15 protein-coding genes and 1 other RNA gene are annotated in these 18,426 nt (G+C 50.5%); 7 read left to right on the forward strand and 9 right to left on the reverse strand.

Features of this window, described 5'->3' with window-relative positions; translation table 11 throughout:
• Positions 1 to 145: 145 nt before the first annotated feature.
• The 6 genes from cmk to gyrA all read right to left on the reverse strand — a co-directional run bounded on the left by cmk (position 146) and on the right by gyrA (position 8,252).
• Positions 146 to 823, reverse strand: a complete 678-nt coding sequence (gene cmk, locus ACO0LG_RS19095) for a (d)CMP kinase (protein ID WP_423029140.1) — start codon at positions 821 to 823, stop codon at positions 146 to 148.
• 18 nt (positions 824 to 841) lie between these two features.
• Entirely contained in the window at positions 842 to 2,179 is a 1,338-nt protein-coding gene (gene aroA, locus ACO0LG_RS19100; protein ID WP_423029141.1) for a 3-phosphoshikimate 1-carboxyvinyltransferase, read from the reverse strand.
• Positions 2,180 to 2,228: 49 nt separating this feature from the next.
• Entirely contained in the window at positions 2,229 to 3,137 is a 909-nt protein-coding gene (locus ACO0LG_RS19105; RefSeq protein WP_423029142.1) for a prephenate dehydrogenase, read from the reverse strand.
• A 7-nt stretch (positions 3,138 to 3,144) separates the two neighbouring features.
• Entirely contained in the window at positions 3,145 to 4,218 is a 1,074-nt protein-coding gene (gene pheA / locus ACO0LG_RS19110; RefSeq protein WP_422942727.1) for a prephenate dehydratase, read from the reverse strand.
• A gap of 237 nt (positions 4,219 to 4,455) precedes the next feature.
• The gene (gene serC / locus ACO0LG_RS19115) at positions 4,456 to 5,559 is read right to left on the reverse strand and encodes a 3-phosphoserine/phosphohydroxythreonine transaminase (protein WP_423029143.1); all 1,104 of its coding nucleotides are present in this window, start codon (positions 5,557 to 5,559) and stop codon (positions 4,456 to 4,458) included.
• 8 nt (positions 5,560 to 5,567) lie between these two features.
• Positions 5,568 to 8,252 (reverse strand): DNA gyrase subunit A, encoded by a 2,685-nt coding sequence (gene gyrA, locus ACO0LG_RS19120; RefSeq protein ID WP_423029144.1) that lies wholly within the window; start codon positions 8,250 to 8,252, stop codon positions 5,568 to 5,570.
• 350 nt (positions 8,253 to 8,602) lie between these two features.
• Here gyrA and ACO0LG_RS19125 point away from each other — a divergent pair, with 350 nt between their 5' ends.
• From ACO0LG_RS19125 to ssrA, 5 genes are all read left to right on the forward strand, one after another.
• Positions 8,603 to 9,181 (forward strand): OmpA family protein, encoded by a 579-nt coding sequence (locus tag ACO0LG_RS19125; protein ID WP_423029145.1) that lies wholly within the window; start codon positions 8,603 to 8,605, stop codon positions 9,179 to 9,181.
• Between the two features lie 306 nt (positions 9,182 to 9,487).
• Positions 9,488 to 10,144, forward strand: a complete 657-nt coding sequence (gene ompA / locus ACO0LG_RS19130) for an outer membrane protein OmpA (RefSeq protein ID WP_423029146.1) — start codon at positions 9,488 to 9,490, stop codon at positions 10,142 to 10,144.
• Between the two features lie 230 nt (positions 10,145 to 10,374).
• On the forward strand, positions 10,375 to 11,079 hold the full coding sequence (gene ubiG, locus ACO0LG_RS19135; protein WP_423029147.1) for a bifunctional 2-polyprenyl-6-hydroxyphenol methylase/3-demethylubiquinol 3-O-methyltransferase UbiG: 705 nt from the start codon (positions 10,375 to 10,377) through the stop codon (positions 11,077 to 11,079).
• Positions 11,080 to 11,152: 73 nt separating this feature from the next.
• Entirely contained in the window at positions 11,153 to 11,830 is a 678-nt protein-coding gene (locus ACO0LG_RS19140; RefSeq protein WP_423029148.1) for an HAD family hydrolase, read from the forward strand.
• Positions 11,831 to 11,874: 44 nt separating this feature from the next.
• Positions 11,875 to 12,234, forward strand: a transfer-messenger RNA (tmRNA) gene (ssrA, locus tag ACO0LG_RS19145).
• Between the two features lie 254 nt (positions 12,235 to 12,488).
• On the opposite strand, the gene ACO0LG_RS19150 is transcribed toward ssrA, so the two are convergent.
• Both ACO0LG_RS19150 and ACO0LG_RS19155 read right to left on the reverse strand, forming a co-directional pair.
• Entirely contained in the window at positions 12,489 to 12,641 is a 153-nt protein-coding gene (locus tag ACO0LG_RS19150) for a type II toxin-antitoxin system RelE/ParE family toxin (protein WP_423029149.1), read from the reverse strand.
• A 99-nt stretch (positions 12,642 to 12,740) separates the two neighbouring features.
• The gene (locus ACO0LG_RS19155; protein ID WP_423029150.1) at positions 12,741 to 12,941 is read right to left on the reverse strand and encodes a stability determinant; all 201 of its coding nucleotides are present in this window, start codon (positions 12,939 to 12,941) and stop codon (positions 12,741 to 12,743) included.
• A 943-nt stretch (positions 12,942 to 13,884) separates the two neighbouring features.
• Here ACO0LG_RS19155 and ACO0LG_RS19160 point away from each other — a divergent pair.
• Positions 13,885 to 14,424, forward strand: a complete 540-nt coding sequence (locus ACO0LG_RS19160) for a hypothetical protein (RefSeq protein ID WP_423029151.1) — start codon at positions 13,885 to 13,887, stop codon at positions 14,422 to 14,424.
• Between the two features lie 92 nt (positions 14,425 to 14,516).
• Here ACO0LG_RS19160 and ACO0LG_RS19165 read toward each other — a convergent pair whose 3' ends face one another.
• Positions 14,517 to 15,176: a glutathione S-transferase family protein gene (locus ACO0LG_RS19165; RefSeq protein ID WP_423029152.1), complete on the reverse strand. Its 660-nt coding sequence runs from the start codon at positions 15,174 to 15,176 to the stop codon at positions 14,517 to 14,519.
• Between the two features lie 411 nt (positions 15,177 to 15,587).
• Between ACO0LG_RS19165 and ACO0LG_RS19170 the strand changes: the two genes are divergently transcribed.
• Positions 15,588 to 18,149 (forward strand): DUF4962 domain-containing protein, encoded by a 2,562-nt coding sequence (locus ACO0LG_RS19170; protein WP_423029153.1) that lies wholly within the window; start codon positions 15,588 to 15,590, stop codon positions 18,147 to 18,149.
• Positions 18,150 to 18,426 lie beyond the last annotated feature (277 nt).

An 18,426-nucleotide genomic window follows, 5' to 3' on the forward strand; every position in this document is an offset into this window, starting at 1 on the left:
GACATAGTATTTACAAGTTAGCCGGAACGGTGCAAAAGACACTATTTACCGGGTTAGGTTGAACATCCCCTTATTAACCTTGCGTCAATAAAGGCACTTGAAACGACACATGCAGACTTCACCAGCTACTTATTACCTAAGCTACCTATACGGCGTTGTTTGTCTGTGTTTGCGCATACCAGACCAACACTTTATTGACAGCTTCTTCAGCGGTTAATTCAGATGTATCCAGGATGATCGCGTCTGGCGCGGGCTTGAGCGGCGCTGTGGTGCGGGCACTATCTCTCGCATCACGTTCCATCAAATCTTTTACCAAGTTTTCCATATTAGCAGAAATTCCCTTTTCAATCAATTGCTTATATCGACGGCTTGCGCGCGCTTCAGCACTTGCTGTTAAGAAAACTTTTAAGCTGGCATCGGGAAAGATGACTGTCCCCATATCGCGCCCATCTGCCACCAGACCAGGCGTATAGCGAAAAGCCACCTGCAAATCGACCAGCGCCTGGCGTACTACTGGCAAAACAGCAATGCGGGAAGCTGCCACGCCGACTTCTTCTGCCCGCACGGCATCGGTAACATCAGCATCCTCAAGAAAAACGTGGCCGTGGACAAAACGACAAGGCAGGGTTCTTGCCATGCTGGCAATGGCAGTTTCATCTTCCAGCGCGATGCCATGGCGGGTAGCCATCAAGGCAGTCAGGCGGTACAGAGCGCCAGAATCGAGGTAATGAAAACCCAGATGTTTGGCCACCCTGTGTGCTACCGTGCCCTTACCGGATGCGGTAGGGCCGTCTATCGTGATAACAGGACTTGGGACAGTCATAGAGAACTATAAAAACCTTTAAAACAAATCTTGGTGATTAATCTTGGCAAAGACTTCAAAATAATCAGGAAAAGTCTTGGCCACGCATTTTGGATCATTGATGCGCATAGTAGCACCCCTGCGGGCCCGGCCATCGAGACTGGCCAAAGAGAAGCACATGGCCATGCGGTGATCGTCATAGGTATCAATGGTCGCTGGCAAGATATGCTCGGGTGGCGTCACCGCCATATAGTCTGCGCCCTCTTCTACTATGGCACCGAGTTTGCGCAATTCTGTTGCCATGGCAGACAGGCGATCAGTTTCTTTGACGCGCCAGCTGGCTATATTGCGCAGGGTCGTGGTGCCATTGGCATACAGTGCCGCTACTGCTATCGTCATGGCAGCGTCGGGGATATGGTTGAAGTCCATGTCTATGGCTTGCAAGACGCCATTCGACGTGGCTTCTATCCAGTTATCACCACGGGTGATGGTTGCGCCCATTTTCTCCAGCGCCTCGGCAAAACGTACATCGCCCTGTATGCTGGACTTGCCTACACCTTCTACCCGGATAGGGCCACCAGCAATAGCACCGGCTGCCAGGAAGTAAGAGGCAGAAGAAGCATCCCCTTCGACATGAATGACGCCAGGCGACACATAATACTGACCCTTGGTGACCGTAAATGCCTGCCAGCCATCACGTTCTACCGTCACGCCAAATTTTTGCATGAGGTTCAGGGTGATTTCTATATAGGGCTTGGAAATCAGCTCACCGATCACTTCTATCGTTACATCATGCTCACGCGCCATCAAAGGTGCGGCCATTAGCAAGGCTGTCAAGAACTGGCTGGAAACATTGCCTTTGACCTGCAAACGCTGGGCATGGATATGGCCACGGCGTATGTGCAAGGGCGGGTAACCCGGATTGCCGGTGTACTCAATCTGCGCACCAGCTTCGTTGAGTGCATCAACCAGGTCACCGATAGGACGTTCATGCATGCGGTGCACGCCGTGGATAGTATAGTCACCACCCAATACGGCCAATGCGCCAACCAGCGGGCGTATCGCAGTACCGGCATTGCCCATGAACAGATCGGCCTGGTGTTTTGGGAAATGTCCCTTGACACCCTCTACCGTGTAATTCTGGCTATCGCCATCCTGCTCCCAGTGCACGCCTAACTGCGTCAAGGCGTTCAGCATGACCATGGTGTCATCGGATGCCAGCAAATCCATGATCCGGGTCTTGCCTTCTGCCAGCGCCGCCAGTAAAAGGGTGCGGTTGGAAATACTTTTGGAGCCCGGCAATTTGACTGTGCCCTGCACCTGCATGACAGGTTGCAGATCAAGGTAATGCGGATAATGTTTGCTTGCTTGTGTCATGGTCTTATTCAATGTTGGGTTTGTCGATGTGGAGACGAGCGTAGCCCTGTCAATCCCCACCTTCACGCTGCTGTTTCTCGGCTGCCTCAATGGCGCTGATCCAGTTATGGCGCGCACGCTGGGCATTGGCGTAAATACCTTCTATACCGTCGCTATCAGCATCCACCAGGTGCTGCCGCAAGATGGACAGGCGGGCGGTGTAGGAATCCAGTTCCTGCAGCATCGCAGCGCGGTTCGCCAGGCTGATGTCACGCCACATTTCCGGTGATGAACCAGCGATGCGGGTAAAGTCGCGAAAACCGCTGGCCGCATACTGAAACAAGGTATCCGCATGCGGCTTGCGCGCAATATCATCAACCAGGGCATACGCCAGCAAATGCGGCAAATGGCTGACTGCGGCAAATACTGCATCATGCGATGCCGGGTCCAGATGATGGATGATGGCACCACATTGCTGCCACGCCCATGCCACCCTGGCCACGTCTGCATCGCTATTTTCTGCCAAACGGGTGATGACGGCTTTTTTGCCGACATACAAATCCACCAGTGCTGCTTCTGGCCCATTCAGTTCGCGTCCGGCTATCGGATGTGCTGGCACAAATTGTGCTATCTTTTCACCCAGACTGGCGCGTGCGGCAGCCACCACATCGGCCTTGGTACTACCCGCATCCGTGACTATCGTACCCGCTTGCAGATGAGGATAAATCGCTTTCAATATCGCGCCGGTTTGTGCCACCGGCGCTGCAATCAGCACCAGGTCACAATTACGCAATGCCTGATCGGCATTCAAAGCTATTTCATCGATGATGCCGAGTTGCTGCGCTTTTTGCAGCGAAGCCTGGCTGCGCCCCACCCCGACCACCTGTTCAACTGCACCTGCCTTTTTCAAAGCCAGGGCAAACGAGCCACCAATCAAACCTACGCCAAATATCGCTATGCGTTGAAAAGCTTTTTGCATCAGGCACTCACACTGTACAAGGGTAAGAACCCAGCACCTTGAAGAAGGCTGCCTTGTCATTCAATTCAGCCATGGCAGCTTCAACCTTGGCATCCATCACATGGCCTTCTACATCAACGTAGAAATAGTATTCCCAATTGCCAGTACGCGCAGGACGTGACTCAAAACGGGTCATCGAGACACCATGTTTTTCCAGAGGAGCCAGCAGGTTATACACAGCACCAGCCTTGTTCGGCGTCGCCAGCACGATGGAAGTCTGGTCCTTGCCGCTAGGCGTAGTACGCAAACGGCCAATAACAGCAAAACGGGTGCGGTTATGCGGATCATCCTGGATATGGGCAGAAACGATGCCCAGGTTGTACTGGTGACCGGCAATTTCACTGGCAATCGCCGCCACGGTGTAGTCACCGCTGGCCATCCGTGCTGCCTCTGCGTTTGACGCCACTGCATGTCTTTCCACATGCGGGAAATGCTGATTCAGCCAGGCCTGGCATTGTGCTAACGCTTGTGAGTGGGCACAGATGCGGCTGACGCCTTCCATATTGCCAGACTTGCTCATCAGACTATGCTGCACCGGTATCGCCAGCTCACCACTGATGGCCAGACTGGTTTGCAAGAGTAGATCAAGGGTGCGATTGATCGCGCCTTCAGATGAATTCTCGATAGGCACGACACCAAAATCTGCCGTACCTGCTTCAGTCGCACGAAAAACTTCATCGATGGACACGCAAGGCAGTGGCTGGATAGCATGACCAAACTGTTTGTAGACAGCCTGCTCACTAAAGGTGCCAACCGGCCCCAGGAAAGCCACGACCACGCGGCGCTCCAGCGCCCGACAGGCCGACATGATTTCGCGGAAGATCAGTTGTATGTCGTCACTCAGCAAGGGGCCGGGATTGCGTTCAGCCACGCCACGCAAGACTTGCGCTTCGCGTTCAGGGCGAAACACGGGCGCATTGGTTTCTGCCTTGACATGGCCAACTTCTTCCGCCACGCGGGCGCGCTGGTTCAGCAAATCCAGGATTTGTGCATCAATGGCATCGATCTTGATGCGCAAGGGAAGTAATTTATTGTCGCTCATAATGACCTAAAAACCGTGTTTGATAGGGTGTGGCAGGCAGCAATACTGTAGCGCAAGGCTGCCATACCGGATATGCTTTTTTCGCCAGGCTTTTGACCTGGTTCATCAGCGCCACGGTTTCCAGGTGATGGTGAGTACCATGCTCAGAAAGGGCTGACGATGAAAATAATTAGCGGCGTCTGTCTATATGGTGTAATCAAAACAGACGCCATGTGCTCAAGCCAATGGCTCGGGTATTTACGTATGTTTGCGGGCAAACTCTTGCATAAAGCTGATCAAAGCCTGCACGCCTTCCATAGGCATGGCGTTATAAATCGAAGCACGCATGCCGCCTACTGATTTATGGCCTTTCAATTGCAACAGGCCATTCGCCTTGGCTTCTGTCAGGAACGCCGCATTCAGGCTTTCATCTTTCAGGTAAAAAGGCACATTCATACGTGAACGGCTGCCTTTCTCTACCCGGTTTGCATAAAAATCTGTGGAATCCAGGTAGTCATACAACAGGCTGGACTTGGCAATATTTTTTTGCTCCATCGCCGTCACACCGCCGTGCTGCTTGAGCCACTGGAACACCAGGCCAGCGATATAAATCGCATAGGTTGGTGGAGTGTTGTACATGGAATCATTGTCAGCAACGATTTTCCAGTCAAAGGCAGAGGGGCAGATGGGCAAAGCATGGCCAAGCAAATCTTCGCGCACGATGACGATGGTCAGACCTGCCGGGCCGATATTTTTTTGCGCACCGCCAAAGATGACACCATATTTGGCGACATCAATCACGCGAGAGAGGATATGCGAAGACATGTCAGCAACGATAGGCGCGTCACCCGTTTCTGCTGACACATCAGGGGCAAACTGGTATTCAACACCATCAATGGTTTCATTGGTGCACAGATGCACATAAGCAGCATCCGGCGTCAATTTCCAGCTATCGCGTGCAGGCACAGTGGTGTAGCCGCTGGCTTCACCAGAAGCTGCGATATTGACGTTACCGTATTTTTTCGCTTCCTTGATGGACTTGCCTGTCCAGGAACCAGTATGCACAAAATCTGCCGTTGCAAGCTGTGGCTTACGCCCCATGAGGTTCATGGGGACGATGGCGTTTTCACCCAGACCACCGCCTTGCAGGAAGAGGATTTTATAATTGTCCGGCACCGCCAGCAGCTCGCGCAAATCACTTTGCGCGGCAGCGAGGATGGACATGAATTCTGGCCCGCGGTGGCTCATTTCCATGACGGACATGCCACTGCCCTGCCAGTCCAGCATTTCGGCAGCGGCTTGCTGCAATACCTCTTTCGGCAATACTGCCGGGCCTGCAGAGAAATTGTAGATCGTCGTCATGTTATGTTTTACTCCGCTGCGTCGGCTTCTGGTGCGCCGCCTTCCGCTTCATTTGCGCCAGTATCAGCAGCGACATCACCAACTTCGCCTGCTTCCAGTACAGCATCTACATCAGCATCTGTTTCAACAATACGTTGCAGGCCAGACAGTTTGGTACCGTCTTCCACTGCAATCAGGGTCACGCCCTGAGTTGCACGACCCATTTCACGAATTTCAGAAACACGCGTACGTATCAGAATGCCGCCGGTAGTGATCAGCATGATCTCATCCGTTGTTTCTACCAGCGTAGCCGCCACAACCTTGCCGTTACGCTCGGAAGTCTGGATAGCGATCATGCCCTTGGTACCACGGCCATGACGGGTATATTCAGTGATAGGCGTACGTTTGCCGTAACCGTTTTCAGTCGCAGTCAACACAGATTGCTGTTCATTTTCAGCCACCAGCAATGCAATGACTTGCTGACCTTCATCCAGATTCATACCACGTACGCCACGGGCGGTACGGCCCATAGGACGTACATCGTTTTCATCAAAGCGTACTGCCTTGCCGGAATCAGAGAACAGCATGACGTCATGTTTGCCATCGGTCAGTGCAGCGCCGATGAGGAAATCACCTTCATCCAGATCGACCGCAATAATGCCGGCTTTACGTGGATTGCTGAAGTCAGTCAAAGGTGTTTTCTTGACCGTGCCCAGGCTGGTGGACATAAAGACATAATGGTCTTCAGGGAAGGTGCGGTTAACGCCAGACAAAGGCAGGATAACAGTGATTTTTTCACCTTCCTGCAATGGGAACATGTTGACAATTGGCTTGCCGCGTGAAGTACGTGAGCCTTGTGGCACTTCCCAGACCTTCAGCCAGTACATGCGGCCACGGTTGCTGAAGCACAGGATGTAATCATGGGTATTGGCCACGAACAGTTGCTCGATCCAGTCATCATCCTTGGTTGCTGTCGCCTGCTTGCCACGGCCACCGCGTTTTTGCGCGCGGTATTCAGACAAGGGTTGCGACTTCATATAACCGGTATGCGACAGGGTCACGACCATGTCTTGCGGCGTGATAAGGTCTTCGGTACCGAGATCTGTAGCGTTATGGGTAATTTCTGAACGGCGTACGTCTTTATTGCCTTCGCCATATTCATTGCGGGCCAGGGTCAGTTCATCAGTGATGATGACGGTAACGCGTTCTGGTTTGGACAAGATGTCCAGCAAATCGGCGATTTCTGCCATGACGTCTTTGTATTCATTGACGATCTTGTCTTGTTCCAGACCAGTCAGGCGTTGCAAACGCATTTGCAGGATTTCTTGCGCCTGGTCATCAGACAATTTATACAGACCATCTGGCTGTATGCCGTAATGTTTAGGCAAATTCTCAGGGCGGAAAGCATCAATACCCGCTAAATTGTCAGCCGCAGTACGTGTCAACATCTCGCGCACCATGGAACTGTCCCAGGCACGGGTCATCAATTCCTGTTTCGCGATCGGTGGCGTCGGTGCAGCGCGAATGATGGCGATAAAGTCATCAATATTCGCCAGCGCAACTGCCAGACCTTCCAGCACATGGCCACGTTCACGCGCCTTGCGCAGTTCAAACAGGGTGCGGCGTGTCACTACCTCACGGCGGTGTGACAAGAAGCAGGACAGCATTTCTTTCAGGTTCAGCAATTTAGGCTGGCCATTTACCAGCGCCACCATGTTCATGCCGAAGGTGTCTTGCAACTGCGTTTGCTTGTACAGATTGTTCAGCACCACATCAGGCACTTCACCGCGCTTGAGTTCGATGACCACGCGCATACCCGATTTATCGGATTCATCGCGGATATCAGAAATACCATCGAGCTTTTTGTCACGTACCAGTTCAGCGATACGTTCCAGCAGGGATTTTTTATTGACCTGGTAAGGCAGCTCGTCAACGATCAGTGCCGTGCGGTTTTCTTTGCCAAACTCTTCAAAGTGCGTCTTGGCGCGCATGACCACGCGGCCACGGCCAGTACGGTAACCATCGCGCACACCAGACACGCCATAGATAATGCCGCCGGTAGGAAAATCAGGTGCAGGGATGATCTCGATCAGTTCATCGATCGTACAGTCACTATTGCGCAAGAAATGCAAGGCACCGTTGATGATCTCGGTAATATTATGCGGCGGAATATTCGTCGCCATACCTACCGCAATACCGGATGCGCCGTTGATCAGCAGATTCGGGATACGGGTAGGCAGAACTGAAGGTTCTCTTTCCTTGCCGTCATAGTTGGGGACGAAATCGACAGTTTCTTTTTCGATATCCGCCAGAATTTCATTGGCGATTTTGTCGAGCCGGCACTCGGTATAACGCATCGCCGCAGCATTGTCGCCGTCGATGGAGCCGAAGTTACCCTGGCCATCGACCAGGGTATAACGCAGGGAAAAGTCTTGCGCCATACGCACCAGCGTGTCGTAAATGGAGGCATCGCCATGAGGATGGTACTTACCCATGACTTCACCCACCACACGCGCACATTTGACGAAGGGGCGGTTATAGACGTTGTTCATTTCGTGCATCGCGAACAATACGCGACGATGCACAGGCTTTAAGCCATCACGCACATCCGGCAAAGCGCGACCTACGATAACGCTCATTGCGTAATCGAGATAGCTTTTGCGCATTTCTTCTTCAAGGGAAATCGGGAGTGTTTCTTTTGCGAATTGATCCATTGGCGGCCGGCGAATTAGAGCTTGGTTAATTAATAACGTCTTTAATAACGTCTCATTAAGACTGCTAAAGAGACTGCTAAAGACTGACGTTTAACTCTTGATTCTAACATGCCTCCTACGCTGAATTCCATTTATAGCAATTAAGTCGGGCAAACGCGGTGATTTACCCGCCAATAGTCCACTAAAGCCTACTAACCGCCTGATACCTACCTCCCAATAAGCTATCAAATAGTCAACATCGCTGGCAACACTGTCATTCAAATGACAGCCTCAGCGCAAATTTATATGATTAAATCAAAAGCATAATAAAAACATCTCATAAAATAACTAACATCCCGACGGAGACAATCATGTTAAAAAAATTGACAGTACTTTGCGTGCTCGCAGCATTCGCCCTGCCCGCTGTGTCAGTGCTTGCCCAAGCCAGCGCTCCAGCATCGGCAGCGCAAAGTGCAGAAGCGCCACCTCCAGCTGCCATACCAATGACACCTCCAGCGCCAACCACAGCCCCCGTCCCAGCAACACCGCCCAAGCGCTGCGATTTTGCCATCACATTACAAAGTGATGATATTTTTGAACACAAGAAATCTCTACAAGTATCTTCACTCAATAACAAGGGCAAAGAACAAATCGACAATGAAGTCATACCCAAACTGGCAAATTGCACCAAAGTTGAGCTGATCGTCGTGAGTGGTCACACCGACCTGACAGGCAGCCATGCGCAAGCACAGAAATTATCTGAAAAGAATGCTGATGCCGTGGTCGCCTACCTCGGCAGCAAGGGCCTGAATGCCCCTATGGACACCATGGGCATGGGTAAAACACAACAAATTAAGTCTTGCGATGACAAATTACCCAAGGCAAAATTGGCAGAATGTCTTGCACCAAACAGACGCATCGTCGTTGAAGGACGCGGTCTCGCCAAATAATTCCAGTGCAGAAACCCGTCTATTCCATGATCAAAAACAAAACAATTTTGCTCTAAAACCAGTATTAGCTTGCCAAAGCGTGTATTTCGTTGTCAAAATACGACATATTTAACTAACTGTAACTTTGTCGATTTAACAATTTTCGTCTTTATATTGATGATTATGGCAAAATAGTGCGAATGTTGATTTACGGCTGACATGACGTTTGACGAAATAGTAATGTCATCATCGCCGTGGTACTATCTGTTTTTATGCAGTAATTTGCGCAGTTCATCTGCGGTAATAATCTCACCCGAGAGGAGAAATATGAAAAATTTAGTCAAGCTCGTTATCGCAGCGTCCGCAGTAGCATCCTTTTCTGCTTCCGCACAGCAAGACATTATGGCTAACAAGCCACACAGCGCCTATGTACAAGATGGTCGCGGTGTAATCGCACGCGACCCATTTGGTCTGTGCTGGCGTACTGGCTACTGGACACCTGCTGACGCAGTTCCAGGTTGCGATGCACCTTTAGTACAACCAGCTCCACCAGCACCACCAGCACCAGCACCAGCTGTTGTTCCTGTTGAAGCACCAAAACCGGTTGTTCCACCTGCACCTACTTCTGAAAAAGTAACGTTTGCAGCTGACGCATTCTTTGATTTTGACAAAGCTGTTCTGAAACCAGAAGCTAAAGTCAAACTCGACGACATGGCATCCAAACTGAAAGCAATCAATCTGGAAGTCGTGATCGCTGTTGGTCACACTGACTCTGTAGGCTCTGACGAATACAACCAAAAATTGTCTATCCGTCGCGCTGAAGCAGTCAAAGCTTACCTGGTAAGCAAAGGCATTGAAGCCAACCGTGTTTACACCGAAGGCAAAGGCGAAAAACAACCAGTAGCTGACAATAAAACAGCTGAAGGTCGCGCCAAAAACCGTCGCGTTGAAATCGAAGTTGTTGGTACACGCAACGTCAAGTAATTCAGTAGTTGAAGCCTGGCTTCTAAAAAACCCGCTTCGGCGGGTTTTTTTATTTGTGCTTGCGCTAACTTATTTCATTCTCCTCATTTCACCCACGTTCCATCCTCGTTTCAAAACAACTTCAAAACCATTTTTCCCATGTTTGTTTTTCGCCAATGCGATATCAGCCTGAATCGCCTACAATAGCGGTTTCGCAGCTCACGCCCTGACCCGGCCCTTCAGACCACATCATGTCGACCTTGAACGCTGATCCCGCAGAAATCCAGAAATTTAGTGAACTTGCCCATCGCTGGTGGGACCCCACCTCCGAATTCAAACCACTGCATGAAATTAATCCCCTGCGTCTGGAATGGATCAACCAGCGTGCGCCATTGGCAGGCAAGCAAGTCATCGACGTTGGTTGCGGCGGCGGCATCCTGGCTGAATCCATGGCAAAAAAAGGCGCGACCGTCACCGGCATAGACCTGTCTGACAAGGCCCTCAAAGTCGCCGACCTGCATGGTCTGGAATCGGGCGTCAACGTCCGCTATAAAAAAATCGCCGCCGAAGACATGGCAGAAGCAGAGGCGGGCCAGTTTGACGTTGTCACCTGCATGGAAATGCTGGAACACGTACCCGACCCCGCATCCATCATCAAAGCCTGTGCAAAAATGGTCAAACCAGGTGGACATATTTTCTTCTCCACCCTGAACCGCAATGCCAAGGCCTACCTGTTTGCCGTCATCGGTGCAGAATACCTGCTGCAAATGCTGCCCAAGGGCACACATGATTATGCCAAGTTCATCACCCCGGCAGAATTGTCACAAGACATACGCAATGCCGGCCTCGAATTACATGCCATGAAGGGTTTGAGTTATAACCCCCTTACCCAAATCTATTCACTGAATGCCGATACCAGCGTCAACTACATGGTCGCCTGTACGCGCCCGCTGTGAATTTGACGAATTAATGCATGGCACAAGGTCATCAAACCTCCAGCCACGCTTTTGATTTTTTTGAATTTTTACTATGCAAACTCCACAAGCAATCCTGTTTGACCTGGACGGCACCCTGGCAGACACCGCCCCCGACCTGGCAGCAGCAGTCAATGTCATGCGCGCAAACCGTCAACTGGCTCCCGTTCATTATCAAAGTTTGCGCCCCCATGCATCAGCTGGCGCACGCGGCCTACTCGGCGCTGGTTTTGGCATCAAGCCAGAACACCCTGATTACGAAGCCATGCGCATTGAATTCCTGAACCAGTATGAATCCGCCATTGCTGTTTACAGCACCCTGTTCAAGCAAGTGCCAGACCTGCTGCGCGGTCTAGATGTCATGGGCGTAGCCTGGGGCATCGTCACCAACAAAGCCATGCGCTTTACCCGCCCGCTAATGCCGCTACTGGATTTGCAGGAAGCACGCTGCGTCATCTCCGGCGACACCACCCCGCATTCCAAGCCCCACCCTGCCCCCTTGCTGGAAGCGGCAAGGCAACTGGGCATACGTTCAGAAAATTGCTGGTACGTCGGCGACGACCTGCGCGACATACAAGCCGCCGAAGCCGCCGGCATGACCAGCATCGCCGCCGCCTGGGGCTATTGTGGTGCCACCGAACCCAAACACTGGAAAGCCGACGCCATCATCGACAGCCCGCTGGAACTGCTGGAACTGGTACGCGCCAAACATTTACAGGCCATGGCCTCTTGAATACTGCAGGATTACCCCTAAATGGAGTATACTGATCAAGCTTTGGGGACGACCAGGTTTCGACGGGGGTTGCAAAGCAGCGCAGGGCATACCGAGGCCAGACTACCTCGTAAATACAATCTGAACTATATAACTGCAAACGATAACTCGTACGCATTAGCCGCTTAATACCGGCTAACCTTGCACCACTTCGTCCATAGGGTGGGCTGGCAACAGCAGTAAGGACATTCATATGGAATCGTCTTGAGCCGGGTTACTTGACTCTCGATTAAATAATAGGTAACTCGTCCTGCCGCAGCGTGTGCGTCCGCGTCGTCAGGATTAAATCAAATGGCAGCACTAAGTATGTAGAACTGTCTGTAGAGTGCTTTCGGACGCGGGTTCGATTCCCGCCGTCTCCACCAAAATAGAAAAGCCACCCGGCATTAACGGGTGGCTTTTGTATTTTGACGATCTCCGTGAATTGAATCTGCGGGATGCGGGGCGAACAGGGGTTTCGAGCTGTATGCAGCGAGCCTGTGAGCGACATATCGCTTGCAAGCGATATGTCTGGCCAGGATGGCCGATTCCCGCCGCCTCCACCAAAAATACAAAACCACCCCAGCTTCATAGGGTGGTTTTGTATTTTTGCTGATTTGATGGAAATTCAAATCGCGATTTAAGGGTATTGTTGCCGCGAGTGAAGGACGTTAAGAATTTCTACGGCAGAGACTGTAACGCGAAACACCAAAATATAATTAGGATGCACAACAACTTCGCGAGTACCGGCAACACGTCCTGAACGGAACAGCAAAGGGTGCTCACCCAGCATGTCTGCACACTGGAAATATTGTCATTGATATTGTTGGCTGCTTTAGGAGAGCGCTGGGCAATGTAAGTGGTAATTACAGCCAGATCTTCCAGCGCTTCATCAAGCCAAATTACCGGAAGCACTGTCTTCAGCCGCTTTTATGATTTTTTGCATACGCTGCCTTACTTCGTCAGTACTGTAGCACTTTGGGTTGGTGCTATCCAGCGATGCTTGTACCTTCGCACGAAACCAAACGTCATAAGACGCAGATTCTTCAGAAGTGGCGAATTCAGATTCTATGGGAGAAAGCATCGTTGTCATAAGACGAGGTTAGCACAATTTTCGTTATGTGTCATCGCAATTAGTTAATAAATTATCATGTTAAATGCACTATATCTTACCCTTGATACATTCTTCAGATGTCATCAGACTGAAGCACTCGCCAGATAGTTTTTTTTAAATGGATATAAGTAGGGTCTGGTCGCTCCCAGTCAGGTAGGTGATATAAGTTATCCTTGGTGGTCTCAGTTCATACATGTCAAAGCTTGACGCCGCGCCTATAATATTGACAACATCCATGAGAATTCAATGTAATATTTTTCTTAAACTAGCACTCGAAATCGCGCGAATGTAAAAATGAAAAAAATCATCTTTTTGACACTTCTCAGTTGCAAGATTGCGATTGCACAGAATTTCTCAGTATCAATCTCCGCGCATTCCGATTTTCAAATAACACGAGATGAAGGCGGGTAAAAATCGTGCGGAGCACGATCCATGATCGTCTACAAGGATCCACTGCAAAAAACTAGCGATAGAGCAATTGATTTCTCTTTGGTAATTTACTCTACCTTTATAACGGCAATCAAATTTGGCGTTTTGGATGTAAATAATATCAATGGGCAAGTAACTCCAATAAAAAGACAAGAAATGCTGCACAACCATGGCCGTACCCTTTTCTTGTGTATCTGAAATCTCATGCAAATGAGTGATGAAGACAATGTCTGCTCAGAGTGCAGCGACAGCCTTACCTGGTTTGAGCAAGGCTTGGCCGCAGGTTGGCGAGGTCATAAATGTGCGTGCACTTCGTAATACGCTGGAACCAAAAGGTATTTCACTTCGAACAGAACCAGTATTTCCCTCGTGATTCAAACCCGATCACAAAGTCATAGCGAATGAATCCCGAATACAATTATCCATGACCCCAGAACTCAAATTTTACCTCGCGGCCTGGATCAGCTACTGCATTTTTTGCATCTGGCTATACATGTCTGAGCGCGCCTCCTTTCCTCTGCAAGCGTACAAATCATTTCTGTACGTGCCCTGGAAGCTGATTACGTTCAGCATCGCTGCAATTGGGATTACTGTCGTCGCACCTTACACCGCTGACCCGACCTGGGATTATTTTGATGCGGCCATGATGTCTGTACTCACATTCTTGACTGCACCTTGGGCAACGGGAATGCTCTACCTGGGAATAAGAGGCAAAGCCAGACTCAGGCATGTGCTGGTCGCAATTGGGGTTTGGATGTTCTCAGCAAGCTGGTGTTATGACTTGTACCTGTTGATCAGAGATGGCCAATATCCGATTACCTGGGAGGCAAATATTTATGCATCCTCGGTGCTTTATTTTAGCGCGGGCTTGCTATGGAATCTAGAATATAGAGCTGGCCGGGGCGTGACATTTTCTTTTCTTGAACCGGGATTTCCAGCCCGCCCACAGCAAACAGGTTTTGCCAGGATCGCCTTGTTTGGTCTGCCTTTCATGATATTGGCTATCTGTTGCATAGGATATTTTCTTATCTAAAGACAAGAAAATCACACGCAAAAAATTCACAACTCTATGCAACTTGCAGGTCTTCAAGCGTTCAGGAAAATCAATCCCTGATCCATCCCACATCAATCTCTGTCCGGCGCCCCAAGCGGAAATAGCTGACGATAAGGCCGCGCCTCTTCCATTGCCCTGGCGAATGATGGGCGGGCCAGCAGGCGGCTGCGGTAAGCGCGCAGTCGTGGATATTTTTCTGTGATCTGCTGGGTCCAGTCAGCATAGAAAAGTGAAGGTGCTGCGGCGCAGTCTGCCAATGTGAAATTTTCGCCGCTGGCCCATGCGTCGCCTTTGAGGTGATTTTCCAGCCATGCATAGGCGAGGTCGAGTTTGCTTGCGGCGTGGGTCAGTCCTTCCTGTCTTTTTACGGTATCGCCTGTGAGTGCTGCGCCAACCGCATGTTGGACTGGGGTCATGACATGCAGGTCAAAGTAGCGGTCAAGAAAGCGCACGTCCAGTGCCTGCATAGTATCTGCGGGCAGCAGGCGCACTGGCCCAGGGTGAACCATTTGCAGGTACTCAATAATGATGCTGGTCTCGACGACATTGCGCTCACCATCGACCAGCAAGGGAAATTTGCCCAGCGGCCAGCGTTGTAGCCACTCTGTGGTGTATGCAGGCGTGTCTGGCCCTATGCAGCGAAATTCAAAAGGCGTGTCATTCTCGTACAGCGCGATAAGCACTTTCTGGGTGTAGGACGAGAATGGGTGACCGTATAGAGTAAGTGACATGACAGACGCCTTTAGAAATGGGGGGTTACAGTGTTACAGCCGGATATTCTGTTCAGAAATTTATTTTGCATTGTAGCCGTACAGACTGCTGCTACCAGCACTATCAGTATGAATTGTAGCTACCAGGCGTTGTATTCAGCACATGAACAAGCATCGCGCCCGAGCGCTCCTTCAGCAATAAAACATCTGCCCACCTCCGCACTATGTCTAAATTGCAACCACTTGTAAATTTAGAATGACAGAGAAATAACTTGTTATATAACGAGGCATGGCGGCACATAAAGGGCATGGAAAGTCCATGTCGGTCGTCAGTATCTTTATTTCATCAGCGCCAACCCGGTTCAAGACTGGTCATCAGCGCCAACAATGAATCCATGCTTCATTTTCATGAAAAGAAAGTGAGTAAAAACCATGTATCTGCAAACGCATATCAAGAAGTTTTTTAACATCACACCCATCTTTTGTTCCTGCCTGCCGGTGCTCGTCTTGACGGTTTGCAGCGCAGGTGCAAATGCTGCCGACGCTGCAAATGCTACCAACGCAGCCAAAGGTAGCGACAAAAACCGGGCAAAACTGGCCATACAGGCACCGCCGGCTGGTCTCAACGTTGTGGCAAGCTATGATGGCAATGTCTATAAGGCTAGGTTCAATCAAACCTGCACACCCAATCAGGTGGCTGATTTTATTTCCAACCTACCCCAGCTTTATGGAAATGTGTATCCTGAAGATTGTGGCATTTCAAAAACCAGGGCGCCCATATTACAATGGCCAGAGGGTTATCTGCCGGTAAATACCGACATTGCGGAACCCTGGAGTGTCACTATCCTCAAGGATGGACAGCCATATCTGTCGGCCACGAGCAAGTATCCGCAATATCAATTTCCCAGTACTTTGCCTGTCGGCAGTTATGAATGGAGGGTCAGCTACAAGAGCAAGAACGGTACGGTGCAGCAGAGCCAGACAAGACGCTTTTATGTCGATACTACTGCGATTGATGTTGCCAGTTATAACCCCACACAAATCATCAACGCCGCCAAATCAGCGACCAGACCGCGCATGTTTCCCAGGGGTTTAAGCAAAGACACTATGCTGGCCAATATCACGCAAAATGCCAGTGCGCCATTTGCAGTGTTGAAAGCAAAAGCCAAAACCATCATGGACAAGGCCATTGATGCAGAACCACAAAAACGGCCTGTCAATACACCGAACCCGACTGACTATTCTATCTGGCTGATTTCCCTGAACAGCATGGCATCAGCGGCGGCCAGTGACATGAATTATCTTGGTTATGTCTCAAAGCTGACCAACGACACCAGCATGGCTAGCGCTGGCAAGGCACGCCTGCTGGCACTGGCAGACTGGGACCCGGTCAATGGTGTCAGCAACTATACGTTCCAGGATCAGGCGGCCCGCCAGGTGCTGCTGGCGCTGGCGAAGGGCTATGATTATTTCTATGATGATCTGAGCGCAGCAGAAAAAAGCAAGGTCATCAGTGTCATCAAAATCAGAACCGAACAAATGATGCCACTGATCGCCAGTCATCACTGGCATAAAAAAGATTCGCACGGTGTGACCAATGTGGGCTTTTTGCTGAATGTATTATTGCTGCTGGCAGGTGACCAGAACTTCCCGGAAGCGGAACAATATCTGCGTGATACCTATACAACCTTCCTGGTCAGCAGTACTGCTCATGGTGGTGATGACGGTGCGTTCCAGAATGGTATGGGTTATGGCTGGTATGTCGCTACCTTACTTGAAACCATGATCAGCATCAAATCTGTCACTGGCTACGATATCAGCAAACATCCCTACTATGCCAAGTATGTGGATTATCTGATGGCATTCACCGCGCCTTTGTACAGACAGTTGATGACACCATTTGGCGATGATCACATCTACACCTATGATTACCAGGCCTATTCATTCGACACCTTGCAGCCATTTGCTTTGCTGACGCAGAATGCCACGCATGAATGGTACTTCCGTGCGAACAAGGACAATCTCACCAATCAAAACATCCGTCCCGTCTATTATTTCAATTTAGTGGCCATGGGTGCCAAACCAGTCACGCCGGTTGTGCCAGCGCAGGACAACTGGTTCTTCCCGAATGCAGGGCTGGCCTCTCTGACCAGCAAGTTCACGGATGCAAACAGGTCCAGCATTGCCTTCCGCTCCAGTGAATGGGGCGCTTATAACCATTCCTATGCAGACCAGAACAGTTTTACCCTGGTGTCCAAAGGCAAGGACATGCTGATCAGTAGTGGTTATTATTATGTTTATGATTCAGAACACCACAGGCAAACCCGCTCAACCAGGTCACAAAATGCCCTGACTTTTGATGGTGGGATAGGCCAATCAGAATCTCCTTCTACGGTGTCGCCACCCAAACCCACCGTCCCCGTATATACATCTGATGCCGCAGGCCAGTTGTATAACGGTGGTGAAAGCAATGGCATAGCCATCGTCACTGGCGACGCCAGCAAAGCCTATCGCCGCCAGACTGCCGGTGGCACACCGGCCACCTGGGTGCCTTTGCTTGATAATGCAATACGGTCGATGGCCTATTTCAAGGAAGAGCGCATTGCGGTGATCTATGACTGGGCAAACAGTGCGACTGCACGCAGCTGGGAACTGAACTTCCATGCCTTGCAACCGTTCAGCCTCGATACTGTCGGCACGGCCAAGGTCATTAATAGCCCGTCATCGATTTGCATCACACACCATAACTTCCCTTCGGTAATGACGACGACTGACCAGGTGGACATTCAGCCAGACAAACCTTCAGCGCCTCAGTATCACTTAAGATCCACGGCAACAGCCCCAAGCAAGGAAATCACCGCTGTGACCGTCATACGCGAAGATTGCGCCACGACGCCAGTCGAGGTCAGTGTGAGGGGTACGGAAGCAGTCATCATGATAGGTAGCAAGGGTGTGGACTTTAACAAAAAGGTTGTTTCCATTCTCACGAAATAGATGAGCTATCTGGCATAGTGCGCGCCCGTTTGGGATTAAGACAAACGGCGGCACTATGTATGCAGAACTGTCTGTAGTTTGCTTTTTGGACGCGGGGATAAGTGTGGCAGATAAAAGCATCTCAGTGCGTTCATCTGCCTGAGGACGCTCAACAGCTTGCAAGTTGCAAAGTGAAGATAAGAAGTGTCGGGCTGCAAGCAGCGAACCCCTGAGCGAGATATCGCATACAAGTGCCATGATTGAGCAGGATGGTCGCTTCCATTTGACGCATTACAAT

Origin of the sequence: Undibacterium sp. Ji42W (genome assembly GCF_049340405.1) — a bacterium.
Lineage (GTDB): Bacteria > Pseudomonadota > Gammaproteobacteria > Burkholderiales > Burkholderiaceae_D > Undibacterium.

Coding starts and splice junctions, on each gene's coding strand:
- ACO0LG_RS19140 (WP_423029148.1), top strand. CDS start 11,153: ATGCAAACTCCACAAGCAATCCTGTTTGACCTGGACGGCACCCTGGCA.
- ubiG (WP_423029147.1), top strand. CDS start 10,375: ATGTCGACCTTGAACGCTGATCCCGCAGAAATCCAGAAATTTAGTGAA.
- serC (WP_423029143.1), bottom strand. CDS start 5,559: ATGACGACGATCTACAATTTCTCTGCAGGCCCGGCAGTATTGCCGAAA.
- ompA (WP_423029146.1), top strand. CDS start 9,488: ATGAAAAATTTAGTCAAGCTCGTTATCGCAGCGTCCGCAGTAGCATCC.
- cmk (WP_423029140.1), bottom strand. CDS start 823: ATGACTGTCCCAAGTCCTGTTATCACGATAGACGGCCCTACCGCATCC.
- pheA (WP_422942727.1), bottom strand. CDS start 4,218: ATGAGCGACAATAAATTACTTCCCTTGCGCATCAAGATCGATGCCATT.
- ACO0LG_RS19125 (WP_423029145.1), top strand. CDS start 8,603: ATGTTAAAAAAATTGACAGTACTTTGCGTGCTCGCAGCATTCGCCCTG.
- ACO0LG_RS19160 (WP_423029151.1), top strand. CDS start 13,885: ATGTCTGAGCGCGCCTCCTTTCCTCTGCAAGCGTACAAATCATTTCTG.
- ACO0LG_RS19105 (WP_423029142.1), bottom strand. CDS start 3,137: ATGCAAAAAGCTTTTCAACGCATAGCGATATTTGGCGTAGGTTTGATT.
- gyrA (WP_423029144.1), bottom strand. CDS start 8,252: ATGGATCAATTCGCAAAAGAAACACTCCCGATTTCCCTTGAAGAAGAA.
- ACO0LG_RS19170 (WP_423029153.1), top strand. CDS start 15,588: ATGTATCTGCAAACGCATATCAAGAAGTTTTTTAACATCACACCCATC.
- aroA (WP_423029141.1), bottom strand. CDS start 2,179: ATGACACAAGCAAGCAAACATTATCCGCATTACCTTGATCTGCAACCT.
- ACO0LG_RS19165 (WP_423029152.1), bottom strand. CDS start 15,176: ATGTCACTTACTCTATACGGTCACCCATTCTCGTCCTACACCCAGAAA.
- ACO0LG_RS19155 (WP_423029150.1), bottom strand. CDS start 12,941: ATGACAACGATGCTTTCTCCCATAGAATCTGAATTCGCCACTTCTGAA.
- ACO0LG_RS19150 (WP_423029149.1), bottom strand. CDS start 12,641: ATGCTGGGTGAGCACCCTTTGCTGTTCCGTTCAGGACGTGTTGCCGGT.